We start from the raw sequence: 15,963 nt of genomic DNA, 5'->3' as shown, positions 1-15,963 counted from the left end.
AAATTAATTTAAGATTAATAATTTCTTTACATTTGTATTAAAAATATTTCAAGAATGAAAAAATTTCTACTCATTTTTTTGATGATTATTTCCCAAGCTGTTTTCAGTCAATCGAGCTCAGACTGTGGAGGAACGATACAGGTTTGTGGAAATTCACCTATTTCCTTTACCCCAACAGGACCGGGAGATATATTAGAAGACCTGGGAGGCTGCCTTAGCGATGATGAGAATTTCTCAGTATGGTACACTTTCACAGCTGCAACATCAGGAACCTTAACATTTGTAATTAATCCTAATGTTTTTACAGATGATTATGATTGGGCTGTATATGGCCCGGATAAAGCATGTAATAATTTAGGGACACCCATTAGATGTAATTATTCCGGCGCCGACGGACCAACAGGTCTGAATATGACCAGTACAAATACCACTGCAGACGGAGGAGGTCCGCTTTTCTGTCAATATCTGGATGTAATCGCAGGTCAGACTTATCATTTGGTTATTGATAACTTCTTATCAAGTGCTAACGGATTTCAACTAGTCTGGGGAGGAACAGCAACATTGGTATCACCTTTTAATTCTGCATTTCAGCCTTATCCGTTTATTCCGCCGGGAGATGCAGGGCCTACTCCTACTTCACCAAATGAAGTAATTGTTTGTAATGAACCACCGACTTTTGATTTTAACACATTATCAGCAGGTATTCTTAATAACAACCCGAATTTCGTAGTGAGTTATTATAAAAATTCTAATGATGCACTTAACGGAAACAATCCGATCTTAGGAGTATTGCCTGTAAACACAACCGATGTTTATTACTATGTAATCACTTATTCTGATCCTAGTGCACCTGGTGGAGCGATAAGCAAATGCAGACTTCCGGGAACATTCAAATTTGTTCAGCGTGCCATCAATGTTGTGGATGCTACTTTAACATCTTGTAACAACAATAATGCAGGAACAGCAATGTTTGATCTAACCACAGCAAATGTAATTAACGATCCTACTGTTGTAAAAAAATACTATCCGTCATTAGCAGATTTGAATAATAACACGAACGAAATTACAAACCCTTATCAATACGTATCTGCTGTAGGCTCTGTTTTTGTTTTGGTAACTTCACCATACGGATGTACTGATATTGCTGAGATTAAGCTGAATTTTTATCCTGAAATTATCGTAACAGAAGCTACTCTGAGAGCATGTTTTATAGAGGGAACTCCTACAATGGGAGAATTTAATCTAAATGAAGCCATCGTAAACAATCAGTCGGGAATGACTAAAAAATATTACCCTTCTGTACAGGACGCTATTGATCAAACCAATGAAATAACACCACCGCAACCTTATATTGCTCCGAATGGTGTTGTTTATGTGAGAGTATCAAATGCAGAAGGATGTTACAATATTGCTAAAATTAATATAATCGTAATTCCTCCGGTTTATTCAACTGTGCTTGAAGATAAAATCATCTGCGCAGAAGACACAACAACACTGGATGCAGGTCCCGGATTTGATGCTTATGAATGGAGCAACGGTGAAACGACGCAAACAATTTCAAATGTAGGACTGGGTACGTATTGGGTTAAGCTAAAAACAGGTGACTGTACTGCTAAACAAGAAGTAAAAGTATTTGCATCTGAACAGCCTGTTGTATCAAATATTGAAGTTTCTAACAGCACAATCACGGTACAGGTAATTGGCGGAGCTCCTGCTTACAAATATTCGATTGACAATGTTAACTGGCAAGATTCTAATGTTTTCACAAATATTACAAGAGGAGATCACACGATTTATGTAAAAGACAGTTATGATTGTAACCCGATTGAAATTACTGTTGTTGTTCCTAACATTACGAATGTAATAACTCCAAACGGAGATGGAGTAAATGACTTCATCGATTATTCGGCTTTATCTAATAAGCAGAATTTAGTGTTGAGTATTTTCGACCGATACGGAACGAAAATTTTCCAAGCCGATAAATCCAATGGTTACAAGTGGGACGGCTCTGCTAATGGAGGCAAGAAAGCTCCTACAGGAAACTACTGGTATTCTGTAACATGGAACGAAAATAATAAAAACAAAACCCCAATAAAATTCTCAGGATGGGTTTTAGTAAAAAACAGAGAATAAAATAAATAATACAATTATAAAAGCCACTCTTCAGTGGCTTTTTTTTGATTTTACATAATAATTAATCTGTTTAAGCATATTTTTGTTAAATTTGTATTTAAAATCATTTAGAAAATGAGAAAATTATTACTCTTTTTTATTTTAATAACATCACAATTATACTACTCACAATCTGACTGTGTTTCAGCAATGCCAGTCTGTGGTAATTCTGACATTTCTTATACCTCGGATGGGCCGGGTCTTGTTGATGAAGACTTGATGGGTTGTTTATCCTCTGATGAGAATCACTCAACTTGGTACACCTTTACAGTCGCAACCTCCGGAACATTGACTTTTGTAATAAATCCTAATGTATTTGCGACAGATTACGACTTCGGAGTGTATGGACCAAACCAAACCTGTGGCGCATTAAGCCCTCCAATACGTTGTAACTACGACGGTAGTGATGGCCCAACAGGATTGTCACTTACCCTATCTCCGACCGGACCTAGTGCTGTTGACACCATGAGTCCTTATATGGATGTAATCGCAGGAGAAACCTACTATCTGGTTATTGATAACTGGGATGGTTCAACAAACGGATTCTCTCTTACTTGGGGAGGTACAGCCACTTTAACCTCAGCTTTCAATGATCCGACTTTGACTCCAAATCCATTCATTACTCCGGGAGTTCCAAATGCCACTAATCCGGCGCAGCCTAATGAAATTTTAAAATGTGCACTTCCAATGTCATTTGATTTCACCACTCTTTCGGCAGGAATTCTTAATGGAAATCCAAACTTTTCAGTGACTTATCACGATGAGACAAATGATGCCGTTACCGGAAACAACCCTCTAACAACCGCAGTTGTAGACGGGACAACTATTTACTATTACCGATTAAAATATACTGATCCCACAAGTCCGACGAATCCTATTAACGGATGTTTTGTAACCGGAAAATTTAAATTCAAACAAGGAAATATCGTAGCTAAAGATGCTACATTAAAGGCTTGTAACAACAATGGCGCCGGTACAGGTACATTTAATCTTACGACAGCAGATGTATTCGCTGATGCTACTGCTATCAAGAAATATTATCCTACACTGGCAGATCTGAATGCAGGTACGAATGAGATTACGAATTTCACAGCATACGTGTCTGCTCCAAAAACAATTTATGTAAAAGTTACTTCTGTTGAAGGATGTACGGATGATTCTACGATTACATTAAGTTTCCACCCCGTTGTTGTTCTTACACCTGCGTTTTTAGAATCTTGCTTTATTGAGGGAGACATTACAAAAGCATCATTTGACCTTACTCAGGCTAATGTAACTTCTCAGACAGGAATTACAAAAAGATTCTTTACATCTGAGGCTAATGCTTTAGCCGGAACAAATGAAATTATTCCCGCTAACAATTACATTACATCAAATACAGACGTATACGTAAGAGTAACAAACGAAAACGGATGTTTTGCCATTACAAAAATTAATTTAAAAGTTTCACCACCGGTAAAATCTTCAATTCTTAAAGATAAAACGATCTGTTTTGAAGATAAAACAACTTTAGATGCAGGAGGAGGTTTTGACGGATACGAATGGAGCACCGGAGCTACAACACAATCTATTACTGGAGTTGGCGTAGGAGCTTATTGGGTTAAATTAAAAACAGGAAAATGTTTCACGCTTCAGCAAGTAAATGTATATCCTTCGCAACAACCTGTCATTGCAAGTCTTGATATCAACAATAATACAATTACAGTAAATGCATCAGGAGGTTCTGCTCCTTACCAATATTCTTTAGATGGAACAAACTGGCAGGATTCAAATGTATTTACAGGTTTACCAAGAGGGGAAAATAAAATTTTCTTAAAAGATTCTTATGATTGTAATCCGACCGAAATCCAGATTACTGTACCTAATCTAGTGAATGCAATTACTCCGAACGGAGATAACGTAAATGACGAAGTTGATTATTCAGCTTTAGCTTATAAAAAGAATCTTGTATTTACAGTTTACAACAGATACGGAAATAAGATCTATGAAGCTGATAAAATAAGAAATTTCAAATGGAACGGTACTTCAGGAGGTAAAAAAATCCCTACAGGAACTTACTGGTATACCATTACATGGAATGAAAATGACAAAAACAGTACACCTACTAAATACGACGGTTGGGTACTTGTAAAAAACAGAGAATAGCACATTTTTCATAATAATAAGATCACCTCAGAAATGGGGTGATTTTTTTATTAACATAAAATAACTGCCTTCATTACTCGTATTTTAAGAGTTATCAACAATAATTCTTAATTACTCTTTTCAGATTATTTTCTAAAAAAACTATCTTTGCAATATGGCGCAGAAAGAAACACTATCATCTCTTACACAAGGAAACTTTGCAAGAGAATTGTCGATTGCAGATGGAAAAATGCCTCCCAATGCAGTAGATTTCGAACGATTGGTAATCGGTACTTTTTTAATTGATAAAAAAGGGCTCGACCATTCTATCGACCTGCTTACTCCGGAAGTTTTTTATGATCCGAGACATTCTGTAATTTTTTCTACCATATTAAAATTATACGAAGCCAATCAGCCTGTTGACATCATGACGATCATTCAGGATTTAAAAAAGACTGATAAACTCAATCAGGCAGGTGGTGACCATTATATTATTGAGCTTACAATGGGTGTAAGTTCATCAGCCCACATCGAATATCACGTTCGTGTCATTCTTGAAAAATATATTTTGAGAAGCTTGATTAATGTTTCAGCCAACGTTATCGATTCTTCATACAAAGAGTCAACAGATGTTTTTGAACTTTTAGATAAAGCCGAACAGTCTTTTTTTGAAATTACCAACGGAACCATTAAAAAAGGATTCGATACCGCCAATTCATTGGTAAAACAAGCAATTGATACGATTAAATCTTTAAAAGATAAGGAAGGACTTTCCGGAGTTCCGTCAGGATTCCGAGATGTAGACAAAGAAACCGGTGGCTGGCAAAATTCCGATCTCATCATTATTGCTGCACGTCCTGCGATGGGGAAAACAGCATTTATCCTTTCAATGGCCAGAAATATTGCCGTTGAGTACAAAATCCCGATGGCATTGTTCTCTCTCGAGATGGCATCGGTACAGTTGATTACCAGAATGATTGCCTCCGAGACAAGAATTTCTTCAGAAAAATTAAGAAAAGGAACGCTGGATGACGAAGAATGGCAGAGATTATTCTCCAATGTATCTGAACTTGAAAATGCACCTCTATATATTGACGAAACCCCTTCACTTTCCATCTTCGACTTCAGAGCAAAATGCCGAAGACTGGTCATGCAGCATGGCGTAAGACTGATCATGGTCGATTATCTTCAGCTAATGACCGCAGGAGGAGGCGGAAAAGGAAGTGGAAACCGTGAACAGGAAATTTCGATGATTTCCCGTTCATTAAAAGCCATTGCAAAAGAATTGAACGTTCCTGTAATTGCACTTTCGCAGCTGTCAAGAAGTGTGGAAACGCGTCCCGGAAAAAGACCTCAACTTTCAGATCTAAGGGAATCGGGAGCGATTGAGCAGGATGCGGATATTGTATCATTTATTTTCAGACCCGAATATTATAAAATTACGGTTTGGGATAATGATGAAGACGGAGCAGAAACCTCTACAGAAAACCAGGCAGAATTGATCATTGCAAAACACAGAAATGGTGCAACTGCAGATGTAAGATTATCTTTCCTGAAGCATTTTGCAAAATTTGGGAATATTGAAGAGGCAACCAACGGAATGGGGTACAATTCTTCTTTTGGAGAGCCAAGTGGTTTCGAAAAAATTAAAACAACCATTCAACCGGGAGCAGCATTCGATCTTCCGGACAGTTCTAAACTTTCAGGATCTTCGATGAATGATTTTGACGATGAAGAAGATTTTCCTTTTTAATATTTAGGTTAAGGTAAAATTTAATCTAAATAATAATTAACCTAAGCCTTAGCCTCAACCTCAATGCGAATAGAAATATACACAGATGGAGCCTGCAGCGGAAACCCCGGAAAAGGAGGTTATGGAATCCTAATGCGTGTTCCCGAAAAAAATTATCAGAAAACATTCTCTAAAGGATTCAGAAAAACAACCAACAACCGAATGGAACTTTTGGCTGTGATTACTGCTTTGGAAAAACTGAAATCTACGGAGAATGACATTCATGTTTTTACCGACAGCAAATATGTTTCTGATGCCATTAACCAAAACTGGATCTCCGGTTGGATAAAACGAGGCTGGAAAAACGTAAAAAATCCCGATCTCTGGAAAAGATTTGTAACATTATACAATCTGCACAATCCCAAAATGCACTGGATAAAAGGCCATGCAGGACATTTTGAAAACGAGCTTTGCGATAAGCTTGCAGTTGCTGCTGCAAATTCAGAAAACCTCGAAATAGACACTTATTTCGAAGGTACTGAAAACAATTCTTTATTTTGAATAAGACTAAAATCTCAGTTATCATATTCAACTTTTCGTTATCATTGATATTTTTTATTACAAAATAATCAAACTTTTTTACAAAATTAACAGCATTTATATATTTATTGGTTGAGATTTAATATCTTTACGCGTCTAATTAAAGTATGCTAATAAATGAATAAAAAACTACTGTTTTATTTTACCCTTTTTGTACTTTGTATTTCCGGGAAATTATCTTCCCAAACTTATCAACTCACAGGAGTGCCAATTAACACAACTGGCTGGACAATGGTTTCTCCAACAATTGTAGGAACCGGAGGTGATTTTATTCAGTTAACTCCCGATACAAATAATCAATCTGGGTCGATCAGACTTAATGATCCCATCAACCTGAAATATTGCGACAAATGGAGGGTTGAATTCGATTTCAGAATGGATTCTAACCAAACCGCCAACGGAGATGGTATTGCTTTTTGGTATTTAGCAAATCCTCCTGTAGCAAGTGTTTTGGGTTCTGGTCTTGGAGTTTCTCAGAATGCAATCGGTCTCATTGTAGGATTTGACACGTATAACAACACAACCACGGCAGTAATGAGCAAGGTACACGTTGCTTACGGACAGGTACAAAACACAACCGACAACAATAACGTAGAGTTCTTTAATACTGCGGGAAGTTCTTTTCATTCCCCGGATATGAATACGACCCTGCCTTTTCAGGGAACCAATTATAAGCACGTTGAAGTTACAGCTCAGGTAAACACTTCGATACCAAATACCTGGAATATAAAAATCACAATAGACGGAAACCTTATCTGCGATCAGCCTTTTACTGCATCAGGAACAGCCGCAGCAATGACTAACGGATATTTTGGCTTCTCAGCTTCTACCGGAGGAAACAGATCCAGACATTCTATTAAAAATGTTAAAATTTATACTGATAAAGTAAGTCTACTAAATCCGACTGCCACACAGAGTTATTGCCCAAATCCTACTACAGGATACGGAACAGTTAATTTAACCTCTTTTAATTCTCAGTTTGTTGCAAACCCTGCAAACTATACATTTACCTATATGGTGGGAGGCGTACCCGTTTCTAATGCAACAAATTTTCAGTTTAATGCAAATACTACTGTAAATGTAATTATTAGGGATAATGCATCGATTCTTTGCGACAACCCGGATGGAAAGATTTTATTGACGCTATCTCCATTTACGGCAAATAATGTCAATCTCTATGCTTGCAACAATAATGGAGCTACAACCGCAACTTATGATCTTTCAGCAGCTAATGTGACAGCTGTTCCCGGAGTTACTAAAAAATATTATAAAACTCTTGCTGATCTTAACGCAAATACAAATGAGATCACCAACTACACTTCCTACACTTCTGGACCCGGAAAAGTATATGTAAAGGTTACAACACCACAAGGTTGTACCGGAAACGCTGAGATCACACTGATTTTCCATCCGTTGCCAGTATCTACTGATGCCGTACTAGAATCTTGTTTTATAGAAAATGCCACCTCAACAGCTTTGTTTGATCTTACAACGGCAAATGTTTCAAATGAAACAGGCATTACTAAGAAGTTTTACACCTCATTATCCAACGCATTAAGCGGAACGAATGAAATTATTCCTGCAACAACACATATTTCAGGATCAACAGAAGTTTTTGTAAGGATCACAGGAACAAACGGATGTTTTATTATTAAAAAAATTACACTAAAGGTATTACCTCCCGTTAAATCATCTATTTTAAAAGATAAAATCATTTGTATTGATGAAAGAACAACGTTGGATGCAGGTCCTGGATTTGACGGATATGAATGGAGCACGGGAGCTACAACATCATCTATTACAAATGTTGCAGTAGGAAACTATTGGGTTCTTTTAAAAACAGGAAAATGCTATACTTTACAGAATGTAAATGTAAAAAAAGCAAATACTCCTGTGATTTCTACTATCGATATTGCTAACAATACAATCACTGTAAATGTTTCAGGAGGAACAGCACCTTATAAGTTTTCATTAGACGGTCTCAACTGGCAGGACTCTAATGTATTTACCGGGCTTCCAAGAGGCGAAGTAAAAGTTTTTGTAAAAGATTATTACAATTGCCAACCTACCGAAGTTCAGATTACAGTACCGAATCTTATTAACGCAATCACGCCAAACGGAGATAATGTAAATGACTTCATCGATTACAGCGCTCTTGCTTATAAGAAAAATCTTGTCTTTACAGTATATGACAGATACGGAAACATGAAATATCAGGCTGACAAATTTAGAAATTACACCTGGGACGGAACTTCCGGAGGTAAAAAATTGTCAACAAGTACTTACTGGTACACCATCACATGGACTGAAAGCGACAATACACAGACCAAATACAATGGCTGGGTATTGGTAAAAAACAGAGAATAATTTATACTAAGCACCACTATATCTATGTGGTGCTTTTTAAATTTTGAATTTCTCAACCCTATTATTAAAAACATAGCTTTTAATAATGACTCATGATGTACTCTATTGCTACTTCTAAGCTTTAGATCTCACTATTTAAAATAAAAAAACCGATAATTTTACCAAACAATAAATCTCTAAGTTAAAAATGAAGAAAGTTTTACTCCTCAGTTTTTTGTTCGTTTTATCAATCATCAACTCAGATTTTACAGCACAAACTTACCAGCTTACCGGAACCCCTGTTATTAATACCACAGGATGGGATATTGTTCCGTCAGCTTCTGCAACAAGTGATTTTGTACAGCTTACAGCAGACCAGACCAGCCAGTTTGGTGCTATTAAACTGTCCAACCCGATCAACCTAAAATATTGCGATAAATGGAAAGTTGAATTTGATTTCAGAATTGACGGAAACGGAACAACCTCTTACGGAAGAGGTGATGGTCTTACATTCTGGTATCTATCCAATCCTCCTACAGGATTTACTACCGGTGGCGGACTTGGAATTCCTGCCAACGCAAACGGATTAATGGTGGCATTTGATATATTCAATAACAGTACGGAAGGACAAATGAGTAAGGTTCACCTTCTGTATGGGACAAATAATGTTCCTGCCGGAAGTCCGAACATCGAATATAACATGACCGCAAACAGCACCTTTCATTCACCGGATCTGAACCCCACACAACCTTTCGTGGGAGCGACTTACAAACATGTGGAAGTAAATGGAGAAGTAGATCCTGCTAATATTAATAATTGGAAAATTCAGATAAGAATAGACGGTGTTTTAATTGTAGACAATTCTTTTGCTCCATCGGGCGGTGCAATCGGTATGACACAGGGATACTTCGGCTTTTCTGCTGGTACAGGAGCTGCGAGCGCAAGACATTCAATAAAAAATGCGAAGATTTTCATCGATAAAGTTCCAATTCTACAGTCTACAATTACACCTTTTGTTTGTACAAACCCGGCAACCGGAAATGGGTTTATTGATTTAACATCTTATGCAAATCAGTTTGTAAATAATCCTTCAAATTACATCATCACTTATTATGTATTAGGAAATCCTACTCCAATTGCTTTCCCGAACAATTTTCAATATTCAGGAAATACAACAATTACAGTGGTGGTAAAAGATCCGACTTCTACACTTTGTGATAATGGTGACGGAAGAATTGTGTTAAATCCGAGCCCTTTTGCTGCAGATGATCCTACAATAACCGCTTGTAATAACAATAATGAAGGGCTGGCTTACTTCGACCTTAGCACCGCCGCAGTCACCACACAACCCGGGGTAACGAAAAAGTATTACCCTACTTTGGCAAATTTAAATGCAGGTACGGGAGAAATTCTGAACTGGTCAAATTACCCTTCAGCAGCCGGAGGTACCGTACACGTGAAAGTTACTACCTCACAAGGATGTACGGATAATGCAGTTATTACATTAAACCACTATCCTGTAGTTACGGTAAATGATGCAACTTTAAGAAGCTGCTTCCTTGAAAACAATGTTTCGATGGGGACATTCAATCTTACCAATGCACCTGTAACAACGCAGACAGGGGTTACAAAAAATTACTATCCGTCTTTACAGGATGCCATTAATGGAACCAATGAGATTACACCTCCGCAACCATACACTGCTCCAAGCGGTGTTGTTTACATCAAAGTAACCGATGCAAACGGATGTTATGCAATTGCTAAAGTGACACTGACTGTCATCCCACCGGTTTATTCAGAAATCTTAAAAGATAAGATTATTTGCATCGAAGATAAAACCACATTGGATGCAGGTACAGGATTCGATGCTTACGAATGGAGCACGGGAGAAACCACACAGACAATTTCGAATGTTGGTGTAGGAACATATTGGGTAAAGCTGAAAACAGGAGATTGTACCGTGAAGCAAGATGTAAAAATATTTGCATCAGAACAGCCAGTAATTACATCAGTTGACGTATCTGCTACAACAATTACAGTGTATGCAAACGGCGGAACACCAGCTTACCTATATTCTTTGGATAATGTAAACTGGCAGGACTCTAATGTGTTTACCAATATCTCAAGAGGAATTCATAAGGTTTTTGTAAAAGATGCTTACGATTGCGAACCTATGGTAGTAGATGTAACGGTACCAAACATCATCAATGTAATTACACCAAACGGCGATGGTCGCAATGATGTCGTAGACTATTCTGCTTTAGGCAATAAGCTTAATTTAGTCTTTAACATTTATGATCGTTACGGAGCAAAACTTCATCAAGGAGACAAAACCAATCAGTATAAATGGGACGGAACCGCAAACGGAAGAAAAGTTCCTACAGGAAGCTACTGGTATTCTGTAACCTGGAATGAAAACAACAAAACCAAAACTCCTGTAAAACTTACAGGTTGGATTATGGTAAAAAACAGAGAATAATTTTTTTTCATACTATACTTAATTTTTTGAATCACTTCCTTCGGGGAGTGATTTTTTATTTAGAAAATTTACAAATAGATATTTTACTTAAAACAACCTTTATTCGGCATCAATTCTTAAATTTGTCTTATGAATTATTTGGAAGCTTTAAGCAGAAGATATTCTGTAAAAAAATTTAATCCTGATTTTATTATTCCTCAGGAAGCTCTTCTCAGCATTTTAGAGTCTGGAAAACTGGCGGCAAGCTCTTTGGGATTGCAACCTTACAAAATATTGGTGGTAGAAAGCAAAGAGATGAAAGAAAAACTGATTCCGGCATTTTACAATCCATCGCAGATTTCCACCTGTTCACATTTGGTAGTCATTGTTTCAAAAAAACTGATTGAAGAAAATTATATCAATGGCTATTTCAATCACATTTCCGAAGTACGAAATATTGAACTCGGGAAGCTTGATCTTTTTAAAAACAGCATCAATCAGCACGTCAGCCAGAAAACCGAGGACGAACTTTTCAACTGGGCAGAAAAACAATCTTACATTGTTTTAGCCAATCTGATGTATGCTGCAGCTATAGAAAATATCGACACTTGCCCGATGGAAGGTTTCAGACAGGATTTAATTGAAGAGATTTTGGATATTGATCCTGATAGAGAAAAAGTGACCGTTACCTTGGCTTTAGGTTATCGTTCTGAAGAAGATCATTTCCAACACATGAAAAAAGTAAGAAAACCAAACGAAAAATTGTTTAAATTTATTTAATATTTAGACAATTGTCTTAAAGCAAAACTATGATAAAAGCGGATGTATTAGTGATTGGTTCCGGGATTTCCGGATTATCTTATGCCATAAAAGTTTCTGAACAGTTTCCCGATGCCAAAATAATCATTGTAACAAAATCTGACGAAGACGAAAGCAATACCAAATATGCACAAGGCGGTTTAGCTGTCGTTACCGATTTGAAAAATGATAATTTTCAGAAGCACATCGACGATACGATGAGAGCCGGAGACGGCGAAAGCAAGCTTGATGTTGTTGAAATGGTTGTGAAAGAAGCACCTGCAAGATTTAACGAAATCGTTGAATGGGGCGCAAATTTCGACATGAAAAACGGAAAATTTGCCTTAGGAAGAGAAGGAGGTCATACCGAAAACAGAATTGTACATCACAAAGACATCACCGGTTTTGAAATCGAAAGAGCCTTACTCGAAACCGCAAAAAGCAGCCCCAATATTGAAATTCTCGATCATCACTACGTGATCGACATTATAACACAACACCATGTTCCGGGAAAAGAACTGAATGAAGGCGAAATCAATTGTTACGGAGCTTATATCTTAGATGAAAAATCCAAATCTATCAAAAAAATTACTTCCAAAATTACTTTAGCAGCAACAGGAGGTGCGGGACACGTTTATAAAAACACTACCAATCCGACCATTGCAACCGGAGACGGAATTGCTTTCGTAGCCCGTGCAAAAGGTAAAGTAACCAATATGCAGTATTATCAATTCCATCCGACAGCTTTATACAGCAAAATCGATGGAATGTTGTTTTTAATTTCCGAAGCAGTTCGTGGCGACGGCGCAAAATTAAGAACCAAAAGAGGCGAAAAATTCATGCATAAATACGATGAAAGAGAAGAATTAGCTTCAAGAGACATCGTTGCAAGAGCCATTGATGCCGAAATGAAAATCACAGGAGATGAATATGTAGGCTTGGATTGCAGAGAAATGGATCATGAAAAGTTTTTAGAGCATTTTCCGAATATTTATAAAAAATGTAAAGATGAAGGAGTTGATCCTTTTACCCAACTGATTCCTGTAGTTCCGGCTTGCCATTATCTGATGGGCGGAATTGAAACCGATAAAGACGGACAATCTTCTATCAATAATCTATTTGCCGTTGGTGAATGTACAAACTCAGGATTACACGGAGCGAACAGATTGGCCTCCAACTCATTATTGGAAGGTCTTGTTTTCGGTCACAACGCTGCAATGAAAACGGTAGAATTATTAAAAGAAAACAATTTCAATTTTGATGATCTAAAAGCTGTTCCGGAATGGAATGAAGAAGGAATGAAAATCATCGATGAAATGGTCATCGTTTCTTACCTCAGAAAACAGCTTCAGGAAATGATGAGCGATCTTGTAGGAATTGTGAGAAGCAAACGAAGACTGAAAATGGCACTTCAGAAACATGCAGAAATTGCAGCTGCCGTTGATGAAATTTACCACTACTCTATTCTTTCACCCCAACTTTCAGAATTAAGAAATTTAACAACCGTTGCGCATCTGATTATTACCCAATCAATGGAAATGACTCAAAATAAAGGTGCATTTTACAACAAAGATTTAGTTCAGGCATAATTGATTATTATTAAAAAATCCTAAAAACGTCAGATTTAGAATTTATATTAAATTTGAATATGCTACAAAAAAGCAATGAACAATATATCCGTTGGATTTTAGATTTAAAACAAAAAATTCAGCAAAGCCAGATCAAAGCCGCCATTCAGGTGAATTCTGCTCTGATAGAAATGTATTGGGATTTGGGAAAGGAAATTTCCGAACGAAATTTTGAGAATACGTATGGCTCCGGCTTCTTTTCACAATTAAGTAAAGATTTACGTACAGAATTTCCCGAAATAAAAGGTTTTTCTGAAAGCAATTTAAAATACTGCAAACGATTCTATCTGTTTTATAATCAAGACAATGAAAATCGTCAACAAGTTGTTGACGATTTAAACAATACTATTTTTCTGATTCCATGGGGACACCATCTCGCATTAATAACAAAATGCAAAACCCCAGAAGAAGCTTATTTTTACATCAAAAAAACCATAGAAAATGGTTGGAGCAGAGCAGTTTTATTGAATATGATCTCCAGTAATCTTATTGAAAGCCAAGGAAAAGCAATTAATAATTTTTCAAAGACATTACCTGATTATGAAAGCGATCTGATCCGTGAAACACTGAAAGACCCATATATTTTTGATTTCATCAATATTACAGAGAACTATAAAGAAAGGGAATTAGAAAATGCTCTGACAGAAAATATCTCTAAGTTCCTGATAGAATTGGGAAACGGCTTTGCATTTGTAGGAAAACAGGTTGAAATTTCTATTGGCAATCAATCTTTTTTTATTGATCTACTATTTTATCATATTAAACTAAAAAGATATGTAGTAATAGAACTGAAAACCGGGCATTTTGAACCTGAATTTGCCGGAAAGCTTAATTTCTATGTGACTGCTGTTGATAAACAATTGCGAGATGAAAACGACAATGCAACAGTTGGGATGATCATCTGTAAAGACAAAAATGAAATTATTGCAGAATATTCTCTAACTGATCTTCACAAACCATTAGGAATTTCTTCCTATGAGCTGAAAAAAGTATTACCCGAAAACCTTAAATCTCATCTTCCGTCAATAGAAGAAGTCGAAAACGAATTAAAAAAATTACAATAATGTAATCATCGTGATTCATAAACACAAAAGCAATTAAAAAGCTGCGATTACACATGACCTTAAAAAAATCTCCACATATGAAAAGACCAAGCTACGCCACAGATAAAGTTTTAAAACAATTCATCAAAAATGCTTTGGAAGAAGACATTCAGGATGGCGATCATTCTACATTGTCTACAATTCCTAAAGATTTACAGCAAAGTGCAAAGCTTTTAGTAAAAGAAAACTGCATTTTGGCAGGAGTTGAACTGGCGGAAATCATTTTCAAAACCTTCGATAAAAATCTGAAAATAGAGAATTTCATCAAAGACGGTGAAATGGCAAAAGTTGGCGACATTGCTTTTATCGTTACAGGAAGTGCAAGATCAATTCTTTCAACAGAAAGGCTGGTTCTTAATTGCATGCAAAGAATGAGCGGTATTGCAACTTTAACACATGATTGGGATTCGAGATTAATTGGTTCAAAAACAAAACTTTTAGACACCAGAAAAACGACTCCGAATTTCAGGGTTTGCGAAAAATGGGCGGTCGCAATCGGCGGCGGAACCAATCACCGATACGGACTTTACGATATGATTATGCTGAAAGACAACCATATTGATTATAACGGAAGCATTACCAATGCTGTAAAAATGGCAAAAGATTATGTGAAGAAATCGAAGAAAAAACTCAAAATCGAAGTCGAAACAAGAAATCTCGAAGAAGTACAGGAAGCCATCAATGCAAAGGTCGACAGAATCATGCTTGACAATATGGATGTTGCTACAATGGCTAAAGCCGTTAAACTAATTAATGGTTCTTGCGAAAGTGAGGCGTCTGGTGGAATTACAAGAGATCAATTGAAGGATATTGCTGCTACCGGAGTCACATATATTTCTGCTGGAGCATTGACTCATTCTGCAGAAAATATAGATTTAAGCTTAAAAGCTGCTATGTAATACATTATATTTTTAATAAAAACATATGTATTTTATTAAAAATTAAATAATATGATTTTTTTCACTGTAAAATTGATAATTATCAATTATTATTGATTTTCAA

General features: G+C 36.6%; 10 protein-coding genes. All 10 read left to right on the top strand.

What is annotated here, in order from left to right; all coding sequences use genetic code 11:
* Nucleotides 1-54 precede the first annotated feature (54 nt).
* The 10 genes from BA768_RS15655 to nadC all read left to right on the top strand — a co-directional run bounded on the left by BA768_RS15655 (nt 55) and on the right by nadC (nt 15,860).
* Entirely contained in the window at nt 55-2,133 is a 2,079-nt protein-coding gene (locus tag BA768_RS15655) for a gliding motility-associated C-terminal domain-containing protein (protein WP_065721509.1), read from the top strand.
* 114 nt (nt 2,134-2,247) lie between these two features.
* Entirely contained in the window at nt 2,248-4,317 is a 2,070-nt protein-coding gene (locus BA768_RS15650; protein WP_065721508.1) for a gliding motility-associated C-terminal domain-containing protein, read from the top strand.
* Between the two features lie 154 nt (nt 4,318-4,471).
* Nucleotides 4,472-6,049: a replicative DNA helicase gene (dnaB, locus tag BA768_RS15645; RefSeq protein WP_034677898.1), complete on the top strand. Its 1,578-nt coding sequence runs from the start codon at nt 4,472-4,474 to the stop codon at nt 6,047-6,049.
* Nucleotides 6,050-6,112: 63 nt separating this feature from the next.
* Entirely contained in the window at nt 6,113-6,589 is a 477-nt protein-coding gene (gene rnhA, locus BA768_RS15640; protein ID WP_065721507.1) for a ribonuclease HI, read from the top strand.
* Between the two features lie 156 nt (nt 6,590-6,745).
* Nucleotides 6,746-8,995 (top strand): lectin-like domain-containing protein, encoded by a 2,250-nt coding sequence (locus BA768_RS15635; protein WP_065721506.1) that lies wholly within the window; start codon nt 6,746-6,748, stop codon nt 8,993-8,995.
* Between the two features lie 187 nt (nt 8,996-9,182).
* Nucleotides 9,183-11,453: a T9SS type B sorting domain-containing protein gene (locus BA768_RS15630; RefSeq protein WP_065721505.1), complete on the top strand. Its 2,271-nt coding sequence runs from the start codon at nt 9,183-9,185 to the stop codon at nt 11,451-11,453.
* Between the two features lie 129 nt (nt 11,454-11,582).
* A complete protein-coding gene (locus BA768_RS15625) occupies nt 11,583-12,212 on the top strand; it encodes an NAD(P)H-dependent oxidoreductase (RefSeq protein ID WP_065721504.1) in 630 nt (209 codons plus the stop codon).
* A 29-nt stretch (nt 12,213-12,241) separates the two neighbouring features.
* On the top strand, nt 12,242-13,819 hold the full coding sequence (gene nadB, locus BA768_RS15620) for an L-aspartate oxidase (RefSeq protein WP_065721503.1): 1,578 nt from the start codon (nt 12,242-12,244) through the stop codon (nt 13,817-13,819).
* A 59-nt stretch (nt 13,820-13,878) separates the two neighbouring features.
* Nucleotides 13,879-14,922: a YhcG family protein gene (locus tag BA768_RS15615; protein WP_083206701.1), complete on the top strand. Its 1,044-nt coding sequence runs from the start codon at nt 13,879-13,881 to the stop codon at nt 14,920-14,922.
* A gap of 77 nt (nt 14,923-14,999) precedes the next feature.
* A complete protein-coding gene (gene nadC, locus BA768_RS15610; RefSeq protein ID WP_065721547.1) occupies nt 15,000-15,860 on the top strand; it encodes a carboxylating nicotinate-nucleotide diphosphorylase in 861 nt (286 codons plus the stop codon).
* Nucleotides 15,861-15,963 lie beyond the last annotated feature (103 nt).

This window comes from Chryseobacterium sp. CBo1, from assembly GCF_001693475.1.
Lineage (GTDB): Bacteria > Bacteroidota > Bacteroidia > Flavobacteriales > Weeksellaceae > Chryseobacterium > Chryseobacterium formosense.
The sequence above is the reverse complement of the archived record's forward strand: the minus strand, read 5'-3'. Positions and strand labels throughout refer to the sequence as shown.

Coding starts and splice junctions, on each gene's coding strand:
- BA768_RS15615 (WP_083206701.1), top strand. CDS start 13,879: ATGCTACAAAAAAGCAATGAACAATATATCCGTTGGATTTTAGATTTA.
- nadB (WP_065721503.1), top strand. CDS start 12,242: ATGATAAAAGCGGATGTATTAGTGATTGGTTCCGGGATTTCCGGATTA.
- BA768_RS15655 (WP_065721509.1), top strand. CDS start 55: ATGAAAAAATTTCTACTCATTTTTTTGATGATTATTTCCCAAGCTGTT.
- BA768_RS15630 (WP_065721505.1), top strand. CDS start 9,183: ATGAAGAAAGTTTTACTCCTCAGTTTTTTGTTCGTTTTATCAATCATC.
- BA768_RS15650 (WP_065721508.1), top strand. CDS start 2,248: ATGAGAAAATTATTACTCTTTTTTATTTTAATAACATCACAATTATAC.
- rnhA (WP_065721507.1), top strand. CDS start 6,113: ATGCGAATAGAAATATACACAGATGGAGCCTGCAGCGGAAACCCCGGA.
- dnaB (WP_034677898.1), top strand. CDS start 4,472: ATGGCGCAGAAAGAAACACTATCATCTCTTACACAAGGAAACTTTGCA.
- nadC (WP_065721547.1), top strand. CDS start 15,000: ATGAAAAGACCAAGCTACGCCACAGATAAAGTTTTAAAACAATTCATC.
- BA768_RS15635 (WP_065721506.1), top strand. CDS start 6,746: ATGAATAAAAAACTACTGTTTTATTTTACCCTTTTTGTACTTTGTATT.
- BA768_RS15625 (WP_065721504.1), top strand. CDS start 11,583: ATGAATTATTTGGAAGCTTTAAGCAGAAGATATTCTGTAAAAAAATTT.